Here is a 23,331-nt window from a genome sequence, read left to right as displayed (position 1 = left end):
TACTGTTATTCTGGTTTTATAGTGTTATCGTCTAGTCCGTACTTCTCTTTGTATTTCTCATATTGATCCATGTAATTATCCATTTTTTCTTCACGTTCCGTACCTTTTAATTCCGGATCTTTTTTCACCTGATCCATTTGTTTAATCAGTCCGTGTATGATCAAATTGGGATCATCCAGAAATTTGGCGAGGTCCATCGACTGATCTAACTCACCCCTGCCGTTGTAAATCCAATATAATAAATAATTTGTGTTGCTTTTCAAATCAACATTTTTTAGGAATGCTTCCTTTTGGTCTTTTGAAAGTTTTTCCTTTTGTATGTAAGAAACAGCCAGCATATACTTGCTATCTTTCGGGAGCTTTTCCAGATTTTGTCCTTCCAACTCTTTTATCACATTCCCGTAATCGTTTGATAAAAAGGCATGATTAGCCTCGAGTAGATGTCCTTGAGATGGAAGTTTAACAAATCCGAAATAGATTAATGGGATAGCTAGAAGAATGGATAGAGTTATCATCGAGAATGCTATTCCCTTAAAAAGCCGGAATCGTTTTTTAGGTACAACTTGCATCGTTTTTTCATGCTCGGTAACCTCTTTCAGATAACTTGTTTGTAAAAAGTTAAACAAAGCATCAAAGTCCTCAATCGTAACAATTTTTCGCTCAAAATCGCTTTCTTTGACATTAGCTAATGAACCGTAATAAAGTTCTTCAAAGCTATATTTTTTTGAAAATAATGCAATAATTAAGCATTTATATTGAAGAAGAAATTTTGCTTCATTCACCTCATAAGGGGGAACTAAATCTCGGATTCCGCGATATGCCAGCTTCGGCATAAGATTATCATCAAATACCAAATTATCCGGATGTAAGAAGAAAGTAATACGTGAGGAAAGGCATTTTTTGAAGCGGGCAACATTACACAACAAACGAAGCTTATCACTTCGATTTAGTTTGCGTACTTCTTCCCATGTTTTCGCTCTTTGATTGATCAAAAACGAAAAGGTAACTAGGTCCTCTTCCTCTTCAATAACTGCCGGTAAAAATAAATCTGAGGCACCATTCATCATCGACAAATGCTGTATATCATTCACGTGGGTTTGTGATTTTGGCAATTTCAACTGCCATAGGTCCTCATAAATTAAAAATTGGAGGTTTAATGACTCCATATTTAGCGTTGTTTCCTTCATGTCTTTCGACTCCTTTTTCGTGTTACGCTCTTACTTTTGGAAAGGGAGGGGAGAAGTGACCCTTTCTTCTATAAAACTAGTAAAACATCACCGTTTGCTACCGGATAATCTATTAGTCGGTCATCATCCGTAAGCAAAATTCCCTTTGCTGGAATTTTTATCGTAAACAAATCTTCTTTCGTCATTTCAAGATTCAAGGCTTCAACTAGGTTTCGCAGAAGTTGTTTAACAGGTTGATGAACAGGGATTCGCAAGTCATAGCTCCCTTTACCCCACTCACGAAAGTCAACGGTTACGTTAATATGTGTATCCTTTGGCATGATCCTACTCCTTATCCAAGCCATTTTTTTAACATAAGGTAAATTCCGACACAGGTAACTGTTATAACTAGGCCTGAGCTAATAAATTTCTTCATGACCAAAAGCCACACAACCCTTTGTCGCGTGGCCTTTGACCTAGACTTTAGAAGACTCAATCCTCTTTGTTTGAATTAACTCAAGCTTACAATTGGTTAAATAAGACCAAAGTTACGGGATAAAGCTTCATCGTGCTCTGCAACCGCATCAGCTGTTTTATTTAATTGAGTGTTGATATCATGCATTAATTGAGCAAAGTTTTGAACCTTTGGTGATAACTGTTGAAATTGTTCGTCAAATTTTCTAAAAGCTTGTCCTTCCCATTCTCCGGAAAGCTCTGTTTGTAAATTTGTAAGATCCTTTAAAATTGCCTCAATTTGTTGCGCCCCGTTTTCATAGCGGGTTGCTTTTGCTTTTAAATCCTCTGGAGTCATACGAATTTGTCCTGACACTCTTCTCCATCTCCTTTATACGTGTTTGTCCATATTAATATGGAAATTTTTTATCATATAATATTATTATGATAAACCATGTTTATTCTTCCGTTCCGAGAATACTCGAAATATTTGGATTATTTTTCCTATATTACTTTTTACCATTTGTGTCTAATTTCGTCAAATTGCCCCATATTATAAATCGAATTTCGTCTAGTGCTTTGTACCCAATAATTGCATTCATGTTAATATCAGACACAGGGAAAATGTTCTATATTTTTAATTCCAAACATAATGAAACCGCATTTTATAAGTTATACATTGTATTAATAAAAAATGGTTTCACGACCGTTTTTAGGTCTTTCTTACCATTTTTATTTTTTATTTATATAGAACAAAAAAAGACTACATTCTTGAAATTCAAGAATTGTAGTCTTCTTTTCCCCTAATGTGATTTGTTAGTGTAGAATATTTTTATAGCTTCACAAAATCGCAGACGGTTAATCTTTAACTAAGGTCTTCACCATTGGTTGCAATCACTTTCTTGTACCAATCAAATGATTTTTTCTTTGATCTTTTTAATGTTCCATTTCCTTCATCATCCATGTCTACATAAATAAAACCATAGCGTTTTTTCATCTCTCCAGTTCCTGCTGAAACTAGATCAATACATCCCCACGGTGTATAACCCATCAGGTCAACACCGTCTAAAGTAACCGCTTTTTTCATTTCTTCAATATGATCTCGGAAATATTGGATTCGATAATCATCCTCAACATAGCCGTTTTCGTCCTGTTTATCAATGGTTCCCATTCCATTTTCAACGATAAAGAGTGGTTTTTGATAACGATCATAAAGTTCAGATAGGGTGTACCTTAACCCAACAGGGTCAATCGCCCAACCCCACTCTGTTTTTTCTACAAATGGATTTACATCCCCCATTTGTCCGCCTGTATCGGTATTCTGAACGATTTCTGTATGGTATACACTACTACGGTAATAACTAAATGATAAAAAGTCAGAAGGATACGCCTTGATGATTTCGTCATCCCCTAGTTCTTTTTTTATCGTTACGCCCATCTGTTCAAAGAAATGGTCGGCGTAGGATGGGTAATATCCCCTCATCATAATATCTGAATAAATCAAAGCTCCTCTTCGATAGTCCAAGGCTCCAAATACATTTTCTGGCTTACAATCTTTCGGGTAAATACAGCTTAAGGCAACCATACAGCCAATCTTAGCTTCTGGAATAATCTCATGACAAAGCTTGTTAGCGAGGGCGCTCGCAACAAACATATGATGCTTTGCTTGATAACGCGCCTGTGCCGTAGCCTCCCTAGTTCCCATAAAGGCGTAACCATTTAACACATTAATTTCATTAATAGTGATCCAATACTTGACCAAATCTTTATATCTTGTAAAAGCCTCTTTGCACATTCTTAAAAAACAATCAATGGTCTCACGACCGCCCCACCCATTATAATGTTCCGCCAAATAAGCAGGCGTTTCAAAATGATAGAGAGTCACTAATGGCTCGATATTGTATTTTTTACACTCTTTAAAAACATCCTCGTAAAATTTTAACCCTTCCTCATTTGGCAGTTCCCCTTCAACTCCACCTTTTGGGAAGATACGAGACCAACTAAGCGATAATCGGAAACACTTAAAACCCATTTCTCCAAAAAGCGCAATATCTTCTTTATACTGGTGGAAAAAATCAACCGCTTTATGGCTTGGATAATAAACATTTTCATCAATATATCCAGCTGCCCCTTCTGGTATCGTATCTAATTTAGGGTCACCAGTTGGGCGTCGATTTACGATCGTTTTTTGGCCATCATTTAGCTTGATGGTAATTTTTCTTGGACGGTCTGCAGTACCATTTGTAATAAAGTCGCTTGTCGCTAGACCTCTTCCGCCTTGATTGTATCCACCTTCATATTGGTTTGCAGCGGTTGCTCCACCCCATAAAAAATTTTCCGGGAATGTTTTCTTCATTTATTTTCATTTCCTTTCTAAATATATTGTAAGAATTAGAATGAGAAATAAGTTTGATTTAAAAAAAGCCCAGATTAAATTGGGCTTTAAATAATGACTAGTATTTTCAATTACAACGGTTGAAAGTCGAAAGCGTCTCTCAACCATGCGTTTCGCAAGGTTTTACAACAATGTTTAACTTTTTTAGTCCTGCTCGAAGCTGATTTTTGGATTAATCCTTTTTGATAAGTTTATGCAAATCGATGATTTCTCTGGCCAACTCTTTAAGAGTCAATGCCGTCATCAAATGGTCTTGTGCATGAATCATAATAAGAGGGATATCGTATTCCGATCCGCCTGCTTCTTTTTGGATTAAATCAGTTTGAACATGATGTGCTTCGTTGAAGGCGGAATCTGCTTCGGTTAGTTTCGCTTCCGCTTCATCAAAATTTCCTTCTTTAGCAACTTGCATCGCTTCCATCGCAAAGCTTCTTGCATTTCCAGCATGGAGGATAAGTTGAAATGCAAGACTGTAAAGTTCTTCTTTATTCATAACTGATTTATTCATGTTTAACAGCCTTTCATATAATTTACTAGGAAGGGGACAGTTCCCTTTCCTGCTCATTTGGTCATTTACATTATAAAATAAGATTACATAAAACATGAATGTTGATTTCCGCTGCAGGCACTTCGCTTTCCGCAGGGCTAGTTGGGAGCCTCCTCGGCGCATTCGCGCCTGCGGGGTCTCCCATACCAGCTACTCCCGCAGGAGTCTTCGTGCCTTCCGCTCCAATCAACTTGCAGAAAATCAACAATACGTTTTAACACAGTCAAATGCAAATGACGGGCATCAGCCAAACTAATGCCCGTCAGTATCTTAATTAAGCGATATTCTCTTTTTCAGTTGTGTTCATTGCATCTTCTTCTTTCTTCTTCGCGTTATCATACATTTTAAAGAAAGGAGTATAGATTAGGAATGAGATAGCAATATTGACCACATTCATGATGGCCCCTGAAACATGTCCGCCACTTGCAAGATATCCAGAGATAATCGGAGGCATTGTCCAAGGTACTGCAATACCTACTGGTTTAGCTACTAATCCCATATCCATTCCAATGAAAGTTACAATAACAGTAACGATTGAAGTAAGAACGAATGGAATGATTAACAATGGATTTAACACGATTGGCATACCAAAGATTAATGGCTCATTAATATTAAAGATACCAGGTCCAAGTGCCAAACGGCCAAGATTTTTCATTTGTTGAGATTTCGCAAACAATATCATGGAAAGAACTAATCCAAATGTTACGCCTGTTCCACCGATGTGGATGAAATTATCCCAGAATTGTTGAGTAACGATGTGTGGTAACGGTTCACCAGCTTGATAGGCTGTCATATTATCACCCATCGCACCGAACCAAATTGGTTCCATTACACTTTTAACGATGTTTGTACCATGTAATCCAGTAGACCATAGAACAGTTACGAATAATTCAGCAACAATGGTTCCACCTAGTGTTAGACCTACCATTTTTAGTGGATCACCTAAAAGAGTTGTAACTAAGCCATTGATACTTACATATGGCGTAAACTCAACAAGTAAACGGATTACCCAAACTGTAAGAAGAACAAAAAGTCCTGGAATTAAAGCTGCAAATGATTTACCAACACTTGGCGGTACGCCTGCTGGCATTTTAATAACGATATCTTTTTTAACGACCCAACGATAAATTTCAGTTGATAAAATCGCAAATAGTAAGGCAACAAACAAACCTTTACTGCTTAAGAAAGCTTTAGAAATTGCTGCAGTTACCAATACTCCTTCTGTTGCTCCAGCTGGAGTGAATTGGAAACTAAATGGAATGGTTAAAAAGAAAGCAGCGACTGATATGGTACCAGCACTCATCGCATCAAGCTTATAGCTTTCTGCTAATCTATAAGCCACCGCAAATGCTGCAATAATTGACATGATATTGAAAGTTGCATCAACTGGATACGATAATTTTGCAGCCCATGTAGGTCCGAAAATAGAAGTCATCCAATCGGCATAACCTGGAATTGGAAAGTTAGCAATGATTAGAAACAGTGACCCAATGACAATGAATGGCATAGTCGCAATGAGACCATCACGAAGAGCCAATAAGTGTCTTTGCGCGCCAACCTTTGCTGCAACAGGCATTACTTTCTCTTCTAGAAAGCTGTTGAATTTACTCATTTTGTTATTTCCCCTCTTATATTATTTGTTATTTACTAGGTTTATTGCTGTTTTTAATACCTCTGCACCATTACACATACCGTAGTGAGCTGGATTGATCGCTTCAACAGGAATACCTTTTTCTTCACCTAAGGTTTTCATCTTTGGAAGAAGAAAGCGAACTTGCGGTCCTAAGAGAAGGACATCGGCGTTATCAATGTGTAGATTGACCTGATTGGCTGGAACAGCCCAGATTTTCCCTTCTAAACCTTGTTCTTGTGCTGCCTTTTCCATTTTAGTCACCAACAAGCTTGTACTCATCCCAGCTGCACAACATAACAAAATATTCATTGATCTATTCCTCCTATTAACTATAAAAGTTGTTATTTTTTAAAAAATCAGTAGCCAATTATCATAACTGCTTTAATTGACAACTTGCTTTAATTACTTTCTGTTTATAGTTTATTTTGAAAGCGTTTCATTTTACAGAAAGGATTTTTCCGTTACGTAACGGAAAAAAGCTGAACACTATATATAACCCTTTTTGCCATGTCAATATTATCCCCTCAAACATATTCTCCTAACCTAAAAAGGAGTATCCCGTTTGGAATACCCCCGTACAATTTCTATATAATTGTAATCGTTTGATTTTACGAATCAAATTTCATTTCGTTTCTATTATCCATTTAAAAGTGTTACCAGTTCTTCAGCTGATTCACACTTTAGTATTTTCTGGACCGTTGCGCTGTTTTCAATTATCGCAATGAGCCTTCGATACATTCTTTCCAAGTCACCACCAGGTTCTTTTCTAACATTTAACAAACAAATAAATTGAACCTTATTTTTGTCCGCCCACTCGACGGGCTTTTTTAATGTGCACACAGTCCAAAAGGTTTCTTCTGTTTCCGGTATAAGTGAGTGTGGGATGGCGACAAGATTCCCAAAGCTGGTTGGAGCAAGCGCCTCCCTTTCAAATACCGAATTAACATAATCTTTGGAGACGAGCTTTTGTTTATATAACTCTTCACACATAAACCGGATGACGCTCTCTTTATCTTCAAAATTTTTATGAATAAAAACTCTGGACTCATCTAAATAGTTCTGTTCCTCACACCCATTTACAGACGATAATCCGCCCCGGATATTAGCAATATCTCCTTCACCTAAAAAGGTATTAACGACTTGCACCGGAACACCTAAATCTTCTTTTAACGGAATCGTACTAATAATAAAATCGATTGAGGATAAGTCATAATCATTTAATTGATAATAATTAGTTGTTGCGACAATATCAATTTCATCCTTAAACTCATTTTTCAAACGATAAAATAGTAGCCTTGCACTGCCAACTCCTGAAGCACACACGATAATGACCCGTTTTGCCTCTTTCTGTATCGTCTTCATTCTTTCTAAAGCCACGCCAATATGTAAGGCAATATAGGCAATCTCGTGTTCTCCTACCTCAACTCCCAAATATTCGCCAATGCATCTGCTCGCAATCGCAGCACCCTCAAAAGCACTAGGATATTTCCTTTTAATATCATCCAATAATGGATTCCGAATGTTCATATTGTAGCGTAACCGATTCATTGCCGGCCGAATATGCAAAGTCAGCGCTTGAATGAATTCAGAGTCTTCATGAAAGTCCCAATTTAATTCAGTCTTCAACTTTTCCAGCATGCAATGAATAATGGAGCCTAATTCATCAAATTTACTAAATTCATTTAAAGTATTCTTATGAATTAATTTGGTCCCTAACAAATGAACAATAATATAATCGATCTCAGCTTCGGGGAAACTTTGTCCGGTAAATTCCTCAACTTCTTTAACAATTTCGTTAGCTACAATACTTTCAAAGGGGTATTTCCCAGATAAATTGCGTTCGAGATTTTCAATGACAAAGCCTTCTTCAATTCTTTTGCATCCAATTGTAATATGCGTTGCCAAATTTTCAAGTGCTATATCAGATATTTCAAATTTGTATTCATTCACTTTTTTTATGATGATTTCCTTAATCTTTTCAAACAGATTTTTGTCTAGTAATTGCAAAGACTTACTATCAACGTTCAAATTGCTATTTCGACTTATAATATAATTAGAAAAGCAAAGCCGTCTCATATATTCATCGCCTTCGACGTATGTACCATAATGCGGCTTGGAAACTAGCTTCAAATGATAACTCTCCAAAATTTCCCGGACGACTTTTAAATCATTTTGTAACTTTGGTTTGGAAATAAAAAGTTCTTCCTCAAGACTTTCTAATTTTATTAAATCCTTTTCTAGCAAAAATCGTTTTAATATATATAAAACCCGATCTTCTTGTTCGGAAAAATCCGAATGAATTTCAGCTACCGAATCATTTGCATTATCGGTAAACTCTCTTTCAAACGTCCCATAATCGATAATTTCTAATTGATAGCCTTTTCCTCGAACCGATTCAATAATGATTCCTAACGAAGAGCATTGTGATTGAAGTTCTTTGATCTCGGTTCGGATAGTTCTGTCGCTCACACCAAGTTCCTTTGCCATCCATTCAGCTGTAACAGGATCTTTCGCCTTCATTAAAGACAGCACGATGTCCTTTTGTCGTTTCGAAACCATTTTCTACTCACCTTTCTAAATGAGTCAATCGCATACATCGATTTGTTATTCTTAGTTTGTTCACTTTTCTTGCCCTTGAAACAGAGGGACAAGGGGATGGGACAAGGGGACAGGTTTGATGTCCCAGCAGTAAACTTATTAAAAGGAGGGACAATGGACCTGTCCCCAAGTCCCAAAACCCTCAGAAACCTCTATTTTAATATATTATTTCAAGAAATGTTATTCTTTTGTTTTTTTATGCAGATGAGGGCATGTTTGTTTAAGTTCGGCTCATCTAGAAATTCACCAAAGTTTGTTCCATATATATATTTCTCCATAATTATTTGATAATTATTATCAATTAGATTACAATTATTAATGCAAATGATAACAATTATCAATTATGTGATTCGAGTCACGTATTCCATATTAAAATTAGTTGGAGTGGTAATATGGTTTTAATTAACGAGGTTTACAGAAGTCTCTGTCATAATCCGTTGTTTAAAAGCATTGAGGAAACTGAATTAAGGGATATATCAGGCTACTTTTCTTACAAAAAAGTCAAAAAAAATCATCATATATTTCTGCAAGGGGATCATTTCAACTCGATATACTTTTTATGTAATGGTCGGGTGAAAATCACTAGAATTGATCATCAAGGTAGAGAACAACTTGTAGGAGTTTGTAATGATGGGGATATGTTTCCACACCTAGGCTATTATTTTAGCAAGACAGGTTATCCAGCCAATGCGTTAGTTTTAGAAGATGCTCATTTATTATATGTTCCGAGTCAAAACATTGAAAAATTAATCACAAATAATCCAAATATAGCAATGATTCTTATAAAAGTTATGGGAGAAAAAATGATTGATTTGCAATGCCGCCTCCAGGAAAGCCTATTAAGCAGCACATATGAACAAATGATAAAACTCCTTTTAAGACTGGCTAAAAAACACGGAGTAAAACTCTCAAATGGTGACATCTTGTTTCTCACACCCTTTCAAAATAAAGAGTTAGCCAGTATTATTGGAACCACTCGTGAAACAGTTAGTAGGATTATGAGCAAACTAGAATCTAATCAATTGATTAATAGAGACTATAATGGAAGGCTACTGATTAAAGTCGAAGAACTACAGCGTGAAGGGACAAAGGGACAGGTTTGATGTCCCAAATTCAATCCCTTAACGATTAACTTTTTAAAAGGTGGGACATGGTACCTGTCCCCTAGTCCCTTTTACAACTTGACATACATCAAGGAAATAATAGTGAAACATCGTTATCATAGGTGATAAAAACTAAAGGAGAACAAGGACGATGAGCGCAACAAAACTCCACTTAGAAGAAATTTCCCCAAACAAAGTAAATAGCAGATATCTTGGCGAAAAGGAAGCAGGAGGATCGTCCTCAAATAATAAAAGGATCTTAGTGGTAGATGATGAGGAAAATGTTTCAGAGTTGCTTAAATTGTACTTAGAAATAGAGAATTTTGAGGTACAGACTGCTGCTGACGGGCTAACAGCATTGGCACTTGCAAATCAGTTTCAGCCGGATTTGATTATTCTCGATATTATGCTTCCATTTAAAGATGGCTGGCAGGTAGCGAAGGAACTCAGGCGAACGATGAATACTCCGATTATCATGCTATCTGCAAAAGGTGAGGAATCCGATAAGATACTTGGATTAAATTTAGGTGGAGATGACTATGTCACGAAGCCCTTCTCTCCAGGTGAAATCGTGGCTAGAGTAAAAGCAATTTTAAGAAGATACAAAGCAGAAGAACAAGCGGACAATCAATTAGAATTCCCCAACTTAGTTATTGATTTTAATAAGTACGAAATTATTGTTGCAGGCAAAAAAGTTACGAGTACTCCAAAAGAAGTAGAACTATTATGGTTCCTGGCCAGTAATCCTGAAAGAGTGTTCACCAGGGACCAGTTGTTAGATAAAATTTGGGGGTATGCATATCCCGGTGATTCCCGTACAGTTGATACCCATATTAAACGTTTACGGAAAAAGCTGGAGAACATACTTTCCTATACCTATCTTCAGACCGTATGGGGGGTAGGTTATAAATTTGAGGTAATACAATTATGAAGAAAAGTCTGTTTAGTAAGCTTCTGAAAACCTACGTAATAGTTACCTTTCTAAGTATTGTCATAGTCAGTCTTTTTTTCTATCTTTTTTTTAAAAGCTATTATTTTAATGTAAAAGAACAGCAAATGATTTCTCAGGGTAAGAAGATGGCGCAAATTTTAGTTCCATATTTAAAGGATCAAAAATTCGCTATAAGCAATGAAAAAATAAATGATTTTAATAAAGTAAATAGTGCGAGAATGTGGATAGTAGATAAAGACAAGAAGCTGATAAGCAGTATAGATGGCCAAAACACTGAGGATCATTTATACCCTAAGTCTGATCAACTAAAAAGAGCCCTTGAAGGGGAAATCGTTACAAATTATGGGATGGTAGAGCATTTAAATTCGCCTGTCCTTACAGTAGCCTTACCCATTTATGCAGAGGGTCAGGTAGCCGGTGCCTTATTTGTCTGTAATCCCCTATCAGATATTCAAGCAAGTATCACCCAAACTTTGCACATCGTAATTTTTGCAGGAATCATTTCTATTCTTATTACTGCCTTTGTCAGTTATTTTATCTCCCAATCTATTACAAAACCCATTAAGGAAATCACAAAAAGCTCTTCAGAAATGATAAATGGAAATTTCACAAAACAAGCACAAGTCCACTCAGCGGATGAAATAGGGATATTAGCAGGAACATTTAACACAATGATGCTTACCCTTGATAAAACTGTACGAGATTTGGAAAAAGAGAAAAATAAAATGGCGGAGATGGAAAGGCTGCAAAGAGAATTTGTTGCAAATGCCTCCCATGAACTTCGAACCCCTTTGACTTCAGTCCGCGGGTACCTTGAAGCACTGTTGGACGGTGTTGTCAAAAGCGAGATTCAGGAAGAGCGATATCTTCGGATTACGCTTAAAGAGACGCTGAGACTGCAAAGACTAGTCAAGGGACTTTTAGAATTATCAAAAATTGAATCAGGACAAATAAAGATTGAAAAAAAAGAATGCAAACTATCAGACATTATCCACCGAACCGTGATGAATCTTGAATCGTTAGCAGATGATCAGTTTCTATCATTACGGGCTGATGTTCCAGAACATTTACCTACCGTTTTGGGAGATGAAGACTTAATTGAGCAAATTCTCATTAATTACATCACGAATGCGATAAAGTTTACTCCTGAAGATGGAAAAATTACCGTTTCGTCCATTATACATGGTGATGAGGTCCATATTCACGTAACTGATAGTGGAATTGGAATTGCTCCCGAAGACCTTTCGAAAGTTTGGAAAAGGTTCTACAAAATTGATAATGCCAGACCTTCGTCAAAAGAAGGAGCCGGATTAGGGCTATCCTTAGTAAAAGAAATCTTGGACCGGATGAATGGCAGGTCCTGGGTAGAAAGCATTCAAAATCAAGGATCCACATTTAGTTTCAGTCTAAAAATAGTAAAGAAATAGATCAACAAGTCGCATGTTAAATAACCTAGTTACCTTTTGGCTCATGAGGATGAAACGAATAATTTCATCCTCATGAGCCTTAAATTTTTCTAACCCTTCAAAACTTCGGTTTAAAAATGGATTAACAAAAAAGTTCACAAATAGTCCCATCGGAGTTCAAATTTGCTTTCTATACTAAAAACAACTCAACCAAACCAATTGGGTTATATTTTAAAGGAGGCAATTTATATGAGAAAAAGTAAAAAAACAAGTTTTATTGGGGCCCTTCTGATGGCTTTGGCCCTTGTTGTTTTCGTGCCAACACTGGCAAGTGCCCATTGTGATACGATGGATGGACCTCTCGTTGTAGATGCAAATAAGGCAATCGAGGAAAATAACCCAAGCTATATTTTAAAGTGGATACAGCCTGACGAAGAGAAAGAAATAACAAGGATCTTTAATCTTACGATGAATGTGAGAACATTAAGTCCTGAAGCAAAAGAGCTCGCCGACAATTACTTATTTGAAAATCTTATCAGAATTCATAGAGCTGGAGAAGGAGCACCGTTTACGGGAGTGAAACCACACGGAACTCCAATTGATGAAATGATATTGGCAGCAGACGAGAGTATTGAAGTCGGAGATTTATCTCCGTTAGAAAAACTTATGCCAAAAGATAAACTGCCTGAATTGAAGGAACGATTTGATAAAGTACAATCTCTAAAAAACTTTGATGTCAATAATGTGAAGGAAGGACGAGAATACATCGAAGCCTATGTCAGCTTCTTCAAATTTGCTGAAGGTGAAGAAGAGGGACATACAGCTGAGGGTAGTGCACATACTAGCACAGATGCCCATGATACTGAAGATCAGAATACCAGCGCTGCTACAAGTGAGAAAGCACCGTCTGATCATAAAGAAGCAAATTCTCTGCCATTAATCCCATGGAGTGCAGCAGGCGTACTTTTTGTAACAACACTAATCTTCGCATTCGCTTATCATAGAGAACATTCAAAAAACAGTTAATCAAATGACCGAATGATAACGACAAGAATGTGGGACACGGTGAGATTGGGACAAAGGGACAGGTTTGATGTCCCAACTGCAATCCCTTAACGATTAACTTTTTAAAAGGTGGGACAAGGTTCAAGGTACCTGTCCCCTGGTCCCTACTTGTTTACCTAAAATGGATTTGTTGCCAGTAGACTGGCTGTTTTTACATAAATGCGAGGATGCAACTTTAATTGATTAACGATTACTTCAGCAATATCTTCTGGCTGCATATATTTTTCATTATTGTTTTCAGCTATTAAGTTAGTCTTAATTGCCAGCTCAGTTGCTACAGTGCTTGGTGTCAAAGCGGTCACGCGGATATTATTTCTCCGAACCTCTTGTGCCAATGACTCCGTTAAACCCATCAAGCCAAATTTCGATGCACTATATGCACTGGATGTAGCTGCGCCATTTAGGCCATTTGTGGATGATATATTGATAATATCTCCACCATTTTTTTCAATTAATTGGGGAAGAACCGCACGCGTCACATAATATGGTCCCATTAAATTGACATCAATGATTCTCTTCCATTCTTCCGGGTCCATGTCTAAAAGTGTGGCAAAACTTCCAATTCCCGCATTATTAATCAGAATATCCGTAGGACCCAATATATCAGTTAATTTTATAATCGATTGATCTACTTCTTCCTGTGATGAAATATCTACTGTAACATAAGCCGATTTCACCCCAAGGCTTTTAACTTCACGTTCAACTTCCTCCAAGTCGGCTTGGGTTCTTGCAATCAAGCCTATGTTCACACCTTCATTTGCTAACGCGATTGCAACCGCCCTTCCAATTCCTTTCCCAGCACCTGTTATAAACGCAACTTTTCCTTTTAACGATCGTGACATTATCAACCACTCCTTCTAAATTTCATTATATTATTTTGAAATAATTTTTCTGCAATTATGCCTGTAGAACGTAAACTCATTGATAACAACCACCGTTTATGAAGATTTAAAGTTGCATAGGGACACGGGGAAAGGTTTGAACTACAGCCCTATTGTTAGACACAACTAACAATAGGAATTGTGGTTCACACCTATTCCCTAGTCCAATATTCACCTTTTACCATTCGATAATTTCTGGATATTCCGTTGATATCTCTATTTCTGTCATGGAGCAGTTATATTTTCTTGCTGTCTCTAACACAGCTCCTTTTACTTCTTGATACTCACGGCCTTTCTCTGCAATCCGCTTTGCCATGACCGTAATGCTTTTTTGTCGTTTCTCTACATCCATATTAATGAATTTACAATTTAGTTCATCGAGGTATTGTGTTGCATAATCATCAGACCAAGAATAGTCATGATTCATTAATTTGAGCACCCGGTTAATTGAAGTTTCAGGTATTGTTTCTTTAATACAATTGGCAATAGCAGCTTGAAAGTTTCGAACTGTAGCAATTGTAGAATCCCAAATAGTTCGGTAATCAGTTAGGGCATTATAATTGCCTTTAGCTTGTTTTTTTGCATACATTCTTATAAAATCATTTAATGCTATTTGTACAAATAAAACTTCTGGCCAAAGGACATTACATGTTAGATATATATTTTTGTCATTTGCAACAACTGATAAATACTTCATTTTGTCCTGATCAAGCCCATTTTCAACAAACATAACATCCCGATGCCCCATTAAAGCATGGCGAATATCATAACAAACGCCAAGAACCCTTAATCTTGCACCTTCATACTCTTCCCACTCCCATTCATCACCAACAATTACATGAAGTGAATCATAAAGTGCCTCAAAATCATATAAATCTCCACTTACGGTAACACCAGTATAATGCTGTGTATTTTTCACCTGAATCATTATATAACCCTCTTCTATTTTGTTCTTTTTAGTACCGAACAAGGCTTCATATTAATTGTACTTTGTTAGAGTCATCTTTGAAAGTTACGTATTTTTTATAATTCGCTTCCCTACATTTCATCTACCATTTTTGACAAACAACAGAAAAAGGCCCTCATAAATTATGAGGAACCTCTTAGATGGACAGAGGGACAGGTTGATGTCCCAGCCGAAATGTCCTAAAGATATTGACTTTTTAAAAGTTGGGACATGGTACCTGTCCCCTAGTCCCCTAGTGGCCGTAATCAAGAGCCATAGATGGCTAAATCCTGATAGTCCAGTATAAACATAAAACCATTCCATTTTAGCCTATTCTGAATAGTACCGATAGAATCTGCATGGTATGTTCCAGAAATCTGTTGATACGCAATTAAATCATACAAACCATCAAATGCAAAATCAATTGGGTATAAGCCACTTATGGGGTCAACCCAGCCACTGATAGGCGTCTTCAATTTGCCATTTGCATCATATTTTTCATCTAAATAATCAGGCTCCCTTAGTGATAGATCGATTAGATATCTTGCATTATTTCTTTTACTAAATACTTCAACCTTGTAATTATCCTTATAAGTTACCTCATATTGATACGCTTGGTTAAATGTCTCAGAGTCGAACAACAAACGTGGTTCGTTGTTAACAAAAGAATAAATATAGTTGTTTGTCGTTCCACCACTGCCACCTGTAGGAATGGTAATTAAAATATCTTTGATCCCGTCACCGGTAAAATCCCCCAAAAATAGCATGGGGGCATATCCTATATTTTTCTCCAGAGGAATACTAATAGAGACACCTGTGGCTCCATCTCGGATTCCTAGTACCATGTTTTGTATAATGGAAACATCTGATTCTCTGTAACCGGTCACGTATACAATATCAGGTATTAAGTCACCATTAACATCGCCAGTAGTTGAAGTAACCACACCAGATACTCTCATATTTTGAGTAAAATAATATCTATTCATATTAGGCTCCCTGCAAATAGATCTCATTGATACAATAACCTATGCACTAAACTGTACACATGTTCATACCTACAAAAATCGTACAGGCACTTAAAGATTCTATGGGTTATACACTAGAGTGAAGGGAGTGTCGGCTATGCCTTGGCTGCAGAAAATTCCATACTTAATCAATCAGCCTATTGGAGTCTCGTTTATAGATGGAACAGGAGCTTCAGGGGTCTTATGCGGAACCTCAGATGGAAAGCTTCTAGTTATGAAATACCTATACCAAGCACAATTCGCCTTAATGCAATATGATATGTACGCGATACAAGATATACATGGATATCCTCCTTGTCCTGGTCAACAACCGCTATAATATTAATAAGAACCTCCCAATTTATTATAGAAAAAAGGCTCATGTAAGAATTATTGTTAACATCCAGCATGGCCATATTTGCTTACGCCTTAATGACTTCTAATTTTTAGAGATAAGCACTAATTTACTGGCTTTTCAAACCATTATAATCATAGCTTTCAACCACTGATAAGGAGATGTAGTACATGTATCCCAGCCCGATGACGGATGAATTTTTCTAATGATAATGGTAATGTGAATAAGTTTGTCTCAACATTAGAAGAAAGGGGTTTTATTGTACAGTAAGGTGAATTAAGGTACTAAATAATTTCAATATCTGGACGGAAAATACACCGGGCGGAACACTCGGCAATCCTTTTAACAGTTCTACTGTCATCATTACTCCAGCTGACCAGAGTGTAATAAGCAAATTCGTGATGCTTTGGCGGGAGCAGGATTTGATCCAAATGCCATGAACAATGATAACATTCCTATTGAATTGGTAAACATGGGGCTTGAAAAAGGAAAGGACACATTTACCATCCTTATAAGGGAAGCCATTTGGGCAGAAAAATTTATTGGTGACCAATATCTTAATAATTTAAGCACCTTTATGAAAGTGTATCGGATTACCCCAAAAACTCCCTATACAACTCTTACCCCTTGGCCAACTCCAAATCTTAAAATCAGAGAGACCGGCACTACAGAATTTCAAATTGTTAAGGGACAAAGGGACAGTTTGATGTCCCTTTGTCCCTTAACGATTAACTTTTTAAAAGGTGGGACATGGTACCTGTCCCCTAGTCCCTGCAATGGGGATGTACCGTTTTTATGGGATTAATTTTTCCCGAATTTAGCAAGGAAACCACCTTTAAATCTTCGTGGTTCATAAGATATAATAAAGGCATTTTGTTCATGTTCTTCGATTAATTTCATCAATTCATTTTCCCTGTTCCGTTTGGATAGTATTTCTAATCGGTATCTTTTTCCATCTCTACCCATTCCTTTAAAAACAGTAACACCAAATCCTCTTTCTCTTAATAAAATAAGAAGTTCTTCATTCATATCTTGTAATGTTATAAATACACAAGTATAGCCAATGGCTAATTTATTTTCGATCCGTGTACCAATGTATAATCCTACTCCAAAACCGACAGCATAAACGACCATTTCTGCGGTACTTTGATGACCTGAAAAAATTAATGAAAGACCGAATACATAGATTAATGCTTCCAATACTCCAAACGACGATGCAGCTACACTCATATTTTTTACTAAAAAGATCGTACGAAGTGTTAACACTGGAACATATAGTAATTGGAGTGCAAAAATTAACAGAATGTTTAACATTTAAAACACCTTCTAATAAAATAGTAAAGACCTAAATTTATCTAGAAATTTAAGAAATTTTACTATGATATCTTTTGTTTAGATGCCTTGTCATTTGTCCCTTCTGACATGATATTCTTCTTCGTTACTGATTTAATTGGTATTCCATCATCTGTATAATCATGCTTCCGGTAATCATATACCTTTGGTTTACTTGCTACCTTTAATAGTGACACACAAATAAGGAGCTCAAGTATTAATGCAGGTCCTCCCCCAAGGTTCGAAAGCATCTTAATTCCGTCTACTCCAGCAGAGGTAATCATCACCCAGGTGACCGTCCCAATTACAATTCCCCAGAAAATTTTCATCAACATCGATGGTTCAGGATCATCCGGTGAGATACCCGTTGTGCTTAGGCCTCCAAGTGTAGTTGTAAACGCATCAGAACCTGTAACATATGATAGAAACATGCAGAAAACAAATACAGGTATTGTAAATATAGCGATCGGGTATTTTTCAAGCAAGGCATAGACAGCAAATTCCGGACCCGCAGACATTGCCTCCATAAGTCCTCCACCAGAAAGCTGCATGTTAATAGCAGCTCCGCCAAATATCACCATCCAAATAATTTCAAACAATGCTGGAAGCACAAATTGAATGAATAACGCCTTTCTAATCGTGTGCCCATAGGAAATCCGGCCAAGAAACATTCCAGAAATAGGAGCCCAGGCAAGCCAATTACACCAATAAAAGATCGTCCATGAACCAGCCCAAGGATCTCCAGCAGCCGCGCCTGTAAATGCTGCCTTTTCAAAAAAAGTATCCAGATGATTGGCAAAGGCCTCTACTCCAAGGTTAAGCATAAAAAAGGTAGGTCCAAAAACAAATACAATAACCGCTAGTAAAATGAAAATAGCTAAATTGATTTCAGACAGTTTTTTTATTCCATTAAATAGTCCAGTTATAGATGAGATGACGAAAGTAGCGACTACTGCTATATCAACCATTGCCCACAAAAATGCACCAGTCTGAACTCCAGTTAAATATTTAAGCCCACCGGCTATCGAGAGTACACCGGTACCAAGTGATGCAGCCATTCCTGCAATAAGGGCATACATGCAGGTTGCATCAATTACTTGTGACCATTTTCCAAGAACCTTGTCACCAAAGATAGGTGTCAATGTAGAAGCAAGCGTATACGGTTTTCTCATATTATAAAATGAAAAGGCAAACATGACAGATGGGACAGCATAGATTGCCAGTGGCAAAAATCCCCAGTGGGTAAAGAGTGTCGATAAAGAAAATACTGCTGCTTCCGGGCTATTAGGGGTAATCTTCAATGATTGAGGTGGAGATGTCAAATGATAGAGCGGCTCTGAAGTTGCCCAAAAAAGAATTCCTATCGCCACTACACTTGTTAGAGTAATAGAGAAATATCTGACATCATCAAGCATCGGTACAGCTTCACGTCCACCGATTCTAACATCGCCAAACTTAGAAAACATCAAATATATAACGACAGTTAGCATAATCAGTACACCAAGGCTGAATGCCCATGCAAAGTTACTCATAAGCCATGAATTTGCATCATTAATCATTCTTGTAAAACCTTTTTGGTTTTGAAAATTATAAACACATGCTGCAACAAATAGTATAACCGGCGGCCAGAAAGCGATTGGTCTAATGTTTTTCATTCTTTCTCTCCCTTTTCGCTTGGTTTTTCAACGACCAAAAACAGTGATCGTAGTAATTTTCAAAACACTGCAATCACTGTTTTTGCATTAGTTTACAAAAAACAGAAATATCTATTTAAAAATAGGATAAGATTTTTTCATTATATCATCAGTGAATACTGTAATTTGTTTGTAAACTTCTTCATTCATTACATTATAAAATTTATAATTTCCCTTATTTGGTAAAAACGTGTCTTTAACCTTTACCATTTTTTCAATTGCTTCTTCATAGCTTTCATATGCTCCTACCGAAATAGCTGTACAAATGGCGGCACCAAGGCTAGCTGAGCCGTTTACTACGTTTCTAGTTGCTGGAAGACCAAACACATCTGCAAATATTTGCATCATTAGATCACTGTTCGAGCCTCCACCAGAAATAATAACATTATCCAATGAGCCATTTAACTCAGCACACATAGCTTCGGTTTTATTTTTCATCGTTAACACAATGGCTTCTAAAATAGAGCGGTATATATGCGCACGGGTATGGCGGGCATCAAATCCAATCATGATTCCCTTTTTATACGGCGCATCAGTCGGAGCAAGCCAATCTAGCACAGTCATTAATCCGTCGCTTCCTGCCGGTACATTCCATGCTTCACGATTCAATCTTTCTTCGGCAGATATTCCATCTTGCTCTGCTCTCTCTACAAATTCCTCACCTAGCAAATCTTTGAACCAGCTAACTGTCCACATTCCTCTACGGATCCCGTTACTTTCATATAAATATTTATTTGGCGTGGAGGCAAAGTTTGTCCAAAAATGGGTTGTCCCTTTCGGATTTTCTAAACCGGGCACCATTGCAGCTATATAGGTTCCTAGTGAAATAAGCGCTGTTTTCTCTGACAATAGCCCCGCTCCTAAAGCTTCTACTGCTTTATCGTTAGCCGTTGCTACTACAGGAATACCTGCCGGAATACCGGTTGCCTCTGCTGCTTTTCCCGTCACGTGGCCTAATATCGTACCAGGCATTTGCAGTTTGAAGAGCATATCCCGTGGAATCTGTAATGCTTTAATAACCTCTTCATCCTCGCTCCATTCCCATGTATCAGTATCGATTGGCCACTGTCCTTGATAGTTGGCAGCCGTATCATGAAAGTTTCCCGTAAATCGGTGTGTTAGATATCCAGATGAAGTAGTTACATATTTTACGTCAGGATTTGTATGCTCATATGGTTTTGAAACACGAGCATCCATCCAACTCATAACAGGCTGTGCAAGTTTTCCGTCCTCTTTTAACAAAGCTCGGCAAAAGCGGATTGTACAAAGCCCCATGCCGATGATATCTTTTTTATCTCCAGGAAAACGATCCATTGCCATTTGACTTGCTTCTACAATAGAATCCCACAAATCATCGTCTGGATGTTCAACAATGCCGGGCTCTGGCAGACTCATTGGTTGCAATGCCTTTTTACCTTCACAAATAATATTTCCTTTCAAATCAAAAATGACTACCTTTGAACTTTGTGAACCACCGTCGACACCAATAATATATTTTTTACTCATGAATAAACCTCCTAGCTGCAGTATCCAAAGGTAAAAAGAGGGACCCTTTAGACAGAACCCCTCCTTATCCTAGATTTCCGCGTTTATCTGACTAAATAGCAACGTTTATTCTATGCCGATAATTCACTATCTTTTCCTATCATTGCTTTATTCTTCATAATAATACGATTCAAAACAACAGAGAGAACAATACATAAAACTGAAGCAACTAATGCATACGCCCAAGTCATTTTAAATCCGGTTACGCCATATGAATCCATCCAAGAACCAACCAACGCAAACATGAAGATATCTGGTGCATAACCTAAACAAGAAACGATTCCTGAAACTCGTCCACTCATCGCTACTGGAATACCTGCATCATCGTGAATGGCAAAATATTGACTTCTTACAGCATAAATGAATAGTAAGCCAAACAAGAAATTAGCCACGATAGCTGGAAGTAAACTTGCTTTAGCAGGCAACACAATCAATAAACCAAAGCAAATCACTAACCCCGAACAACCAATAACAATAACTTTAACTCTGGATTTAATTTTATCAGCTAAAAATCCACCAATAATTCCACCGGCTCCTTGAATTAAATAACGAATACCTCCTAAGGTCGATCCAAGTGCTGCCGATAATCCAAAATATTTTACAGCGTAGGTGTTAAGATATCCGAGTAACCCATAAACACTATAGGCGGTAAAAACAATCGCAATTAAAATCCAAACTCGAGGAATAATTAGAGCTTTAAACATGCCCTTTGTAACTTCAACTATGGATTGATTATTTTCATTTGTTTTCGTATCTTCAATAAAAATATAATGCAAAATCCCAAGTATAATGTTTACGATTGAAACCACTTTAATAGCCATAGAAGTGCCTAGTATTTCACTATTTGCTGAAAAATGAACAAATGCGGCTGTCATCACAAAAACTAAAAGCGCATTCATGACACCGCGTAACCCCTCTTGTAACCCGAACAATCTACCTTGCTCTTCCGACGTCCCTAACATACGAGTTGCCTTTATACAAGCTGACCAATAAGTAACAATCGTAGAAATACCCATTAATACAAAAATTAATCGAGCTACATTATAGCTTGGAAACGTTGAAAACCAAAAACCTAACAAACCAGTTGTAACAAACGAAAAAGCAAGCAACTTCCTAGCAGAAAATTTATCTGCTATTATCCCACCTATAAAATAAGAGAATATAGCCATAGCTGAATAACCTGAAGACAAAAGACCCATTTGCTTATTGCTCAAACCCATTGCTTCCTGAATCTGCGGATAAAACGTTTCTCTTATATATGGGAGCTGAAAAATGATTCCTGCCCCTGCTGCTAATAAAAGCAAAGTACCATATTTTTTCATAAAGGCTCTTCTAGATTCTGTCATGTTTAATCCTCCTCGTTCTAATTGGGAATCATTTTATAATGCAGCTCTTATCGAACTAAATATCCACCGTCAACCGTTAAAATATGTCCATTTACATAATCGGAAGCACGGCTTGCAAGGTATACTGTTGTTCCCATTAAGTCAGCTACATCTCCCCAGCGGTTTGCAGGAATATGATCAAGTACTCTCTTATTTGTTTCTGGGTTGCTTCTTGTTGCTTTCGTAATATCTGTCGCATAGTAACCTGGTGCAATTCCATTCACTTGGATGTTGTACTGTGCAAGTTCATCACAGTAAGCCTTTGTTAAACCGGCAATTCCATGCTTTGTTGCTGCATAAGCTGGAGACCACTGTCCACCAAGGAATGAGAACAACGAGCAAATATTAATGATTTTTCCACTACGCTGTGGAATCATCACTTGTGCTGCTTCATAGCTTAATTCAAATGCAGCTGTAAGGTTAATATTAATCATTGGGTCCCATTTAGAGCGATCAAAATCAAGCACTTCTGCCAATTTGCAAATCCCTGCACTATTCACTACGATATCAACGGAGCCGAACTTTTCCACACAATTTTCAATAATTTTCTTAGGTGCCCCTTTTTCTGCTATATCAATTCGAAGAAATTCCATTTTAGATCCGGCTTCTTCTATTAAGCTTTTCGTTGTTCCGTCATCTTCCATAATGCTCGGAATAAAGAGATTTGCTCCTGCTTTTGCTAATGCCAGCGCAAACGCACGGCCAAGCCCAGAATTTCCACCTGTTACGATAGCATTTTTGCCTTTTAGCGAGAAAAAGTCCATTGAGAATTCTTGAATTTCCATCATTACTTCCTCCTAAATATATTTTCGGATGTTACACAAGATAGTGAATTAAAATAAAAGCGTTTTCATGTTGTTGATTAGCCATG

At 37.2% G+C, this 23,331-nt stretch carries 22 protein-coding genes; 6 read left to right on the top strand and 16 right to left on the bottom strand.

Annotation, left to right across the window (positions count from 1 at the left end; all coding sequences use genetic code 11):
• Positions 1–5: 5 nt before the first annotated feature.
• From essB to HHO41_RS14795, 8 genes are all read right to left on the bottom strand, one after another.
• A complete protein-coding gene (essB, locus tag HHO41_RS14830; protein WP_169099996.1) occupies positions 6–1,187 on the bottom strand; it encodes a type VII secretion protein EssB in 1,182 nt (393 codons plus the stop codon).
• Positions 1,188–1,255: 68 nt separating this feature from the next.
• The gene (locus HHO41_RS14825) at positions 1,256–1,507 is read right to left on the bottom strand and encodes an EsaB/YukD family protein (RefSeq protein ID WP_169099994.1); all 252 of its coding nucleotides are present in this window, start codon (positions 1,505–1,507) and stop codon (positions 1,256–1,258) included.
• Positions 1,508–1,698: 191 nt separating this feature from the next.
• A complete protein-coding gene (locus tag HHO41_RS14820) occupies positions 1,699–1,995 on the bottom strand; it encodes a WXG100 family type VII secretion target (protein WP_169099992.1) in 297 nt (98 codons plus the stop codon).
• A 489-nt stretch (positions 1,996–2,484) separates the two neighbouring features.
• Positions 2,485–3,975 carry a family 1 glycosylhydrolase gene (locus HHO41_RS14815; protein ID WP_169099990.1) on the bottom strand — a complete coding sequence of 497 codons (1,491 nt, stop codon included), beginning with the start codon at positions 3,973–3,975 and terminating at the stop codon, positions 2,485–2,487.
• A gap of 211 nt (positions 3,976–4,186) precedes the next feature.
• Positions 4,187–4,522, bottom strand: a complete 336-nt coding sequence (locus HHO41_RS14810) for a PTS lactose/cellobiose transporter subunit IIA (protein ID WP_282434287.1) — start codon at positions 4,520–4,522, stop codon at positions 4,187–4,189.
• Between the two features lie 313 nt (positions 4,523–4,835).
• Complete coding sequence (gene celB, locus HHO41_RS14805; protein ID WP_169099988.1) at positions 4,836–6,173, bottom strand: PTS cellobiose transporter subunit IIC; 1,338 nt, start codon at positions 6,171–6,173, stop codon at positions 4,836–4,838.
• 21 nt (positions 6,174–6,194) lie between these two features.
• Positions 6,195–6,503, bottom strand: coding sequence for a PTS sugar transporter subunit IIB (locus tag HHO41_RS14800; protein ID WP_169099986.1), 309 nt, complete (start codon positions 6,501–6,503; stop codon positions 6,195–6,197).
• Positions 6,504–6,830: 327 nt separating this feature from the next.
• The gene (locus tag HHO41_RS14795) at positions 6,831–8,753 is read right to left on the bottom strand and encodes a BglG family transcription antiterminator (RefSeq protein WP_169099984.1); all 1,923 of its coding nucleotides are present in this window, start codon (positions 8,751–8,753) and stop codon (positions 6,831–6,833) included.
• A 431-nt stretch (positions 8,754–9,184) separates the two neighbouring features.
• On the opposite strand from HHO41_RS14795, the gene HHO41_RS14790 reads away from it, so the two are divergent.
• The 4 genes from HHO41_RS14790 to HHO41_RS14775 all read left to right on the top strand — a co-directional run bounded on the left by HHO41_RS14790 (position 9,185) and on the right by HHO41_RS14775 (position 13,279).
• Complete coding sequence (locus HHO41_RS14790; protein ID WP_169099982.1) at positions 9,185–9,895, top strand: Crp/Fnr family transcriptional regulator; 711 nt, start codon at positions 9,185–9,187, stop codon at positions 9,893–9,895.
• Between the two features lie 151 nt (positions 9,896–10,046).
• Positions 10,047–10,826, top strand: a complete 780-nt coding sequence (locus HHO41_RS14785; RefSeq protein ID WP_169099980.1) for a response regulator transcription factor — start codon at positions 10,047–10,049, stop codon at positions 10,824–10,826.
• Positions 10,827–10,972: 146 nt separating this feature from the next.
• Entirely contained in the window at positions 10,973–12,274 is a 1,302-nt protein-coding gene (locus tag HHO41_RS14780) for a HAMP domain-containing sensor histidine kinase (protein ID WP_169099978.1), read from the top strand.
• Between the two features lie 228 nt (positions 12,275–12,502).
• The gene (locus HHO41_RS14775) at positions 12,503–13,279 is read left to right on the top strand and encodes a DUF6448 family protein (RefSeq protein WP_169099976.1); all 777 of its coding nucleotides are present in this window, start codon (positions 12,503–12,505) and stop codon (positions 13,277–13,279) included.
• Positions 13,280–13,434: 155 nt separating this feature from the next.
• Here the strand turns inward: HHO41_RS14775 and HHO41_RS14770 are convergent, their stop codons facing one another.
• From HHO41_RS14770 to HHO41_RS14760, 3 genes are all read right to left on the bottom strand, one after another.
• Entirely contained in the window at positions 13,435–14,160 is a 726-nt protein-coding gene (locus tag HHO41_RS14770) for a 3-ketoacyl-ACP reductase (protein WP_169099974.1), read from the bottom strand.
• 217 nt (positions 14,161–14,377) lie between these two features.
• Positions 14,378–15,127 carry a DUF6904 family protein gene (locus HHO41_RS14765; protein WP_169099972.1) on the bottom strand — a complete coding sequence of 250 codons (750 nt, stop codon included), beginning with the start codon at positions 15,125–15,127 and terminating at the stop codon, positions 14,378–14,380.
• Positions 15,128–15,411: 284 nt separating this feature from the next.
• The gene (locus HHO41_RS14760; protein WP_169099970.1) at positions 15,412–16,131 is read right to left on the bottom strand and encodes a VCBS repeat-containing protein; all 720 of its coding nucleotides are present in this window, start codon (positions 16,129–16,131) and stop codon (positions 15,412–15,414) included.
• Between the two features lie 136 nt (positions 16,132–16,267).
• Between HHO41_RS14760 and HHO41_RS14755 the strand changes: the two genes are divergently transcribed.
• Together HHO41_RS14755 and HHO41_RS22245 are read left to right on the top strand one after the other, a co-directional pair.
• Positions 16,268–16,489 carry a hypothetical protein gene (locus tag HHO41_RS14755; protein ID WP_169099968.1) on the top strand — a complete coding sequence of 74 codons (222 nt, stop codon included), beginning with the start codon at positions 16,268–16,270 and terminating at the stop codon, positions 16,487–16,489.
• A 421-nt stretch (positions 16,490–16,910) separates the two neighbouring features.
• Complete coding sequence (locus HHO41_RS22245) at positions 16,911–17,309, top strand: hypothetical protein (RefSeq protein ID WP_211171174.1); 399 nt, start codon at positions 16,911–16,913, stop codon at positions 17,307–17,309.
• Here the strand turns inward: HHO41_RS22245 and HHO41_RS14745 are convergent.
• From HHO41_RS14745 to HHO41_RS14725, 5 genes are all read right to left on the bottom strand, one after another.
• Positions 17,306–17,818 (bottom strand): DUF2179 domain-containing protein, encoded by a 513-nt coding sequence (locus tag HHO41_RS14745; protein ID WP_169099966.1) that lies wholly within the window; start codon positions 17,816–17,818, stop codon positions 17,306–17,308. The genes HHO41_RS22245 and HHO41_RS14745 overlap by 4 nt on opposite strands.
• A gap of 62 nt (positions 17,819–17,880) precedes the next feature.
• Positions 17,881–19,491 carry a BCCT family transporter gene (locus HHO41_RS14740; RefSeq protein WP_169099964.1) on the bottom strand — a complete coding sequence of 537 codons (1,611 nt, stop codon included), beginning with the start codon at positions 19,489–19,491 and terminating at the stop codon, positions 17,881–17,883.
• Positions 19,492–19,602: 111 nt separating this feature from the next.
• Complete coding sequence (locus HHO41_RS14735) at positions 19,603–21,036, bottom strand: FGGY-family carbohydrate kinase (RefSeq protein WP_169099961.1); 1,434 nt, start codon at positions 21,034–21,036, stop codon at positions 19,603–19,605.
• A gap of 110 nt (positions 21,037–21,146) precedes the next feature.
• Positions 21,147–22,421: an MFS transporter gene (locus tag HHO41_RS14730; RefSeq protein WP_169099959.1), complete on the bottom strand. Its 1,275-nt coding sequence runs from the start codon at positions 22,419–22,421 to the stop codon at positions 21,147–21,149.
• A gap of 47 nt (positions 22,422–22,468) precedes the next feature.
• Positions 22,469–23,245: an SDR family oxidoreductase gene (locus HHO41_RS14725; RefSeq protein WP_211171175.1), complete on the bottom strand. Its 777-nt coding sequence runs from the start codon at positions 23,243–23,245 to the stop codon at positions 22,469–22,471.
• Positions 23,246–23,331 lie beyond the last annotated feature (86 nt).

This window comes from Bacillus sp. DNRA2, from assembly GCF_012843265.1.
In the GTDB taxonomy this organism is placed as follows: domain Bacteria; phylum Bacillota; class Bacilli; order Bacillales; family Cytobacillaceae; genus Bacillus_BU.
Note: the sequence above shows the minus strand (reverse complement) of the source record. Positions and strands in the feature narration are given on the sequence as shown.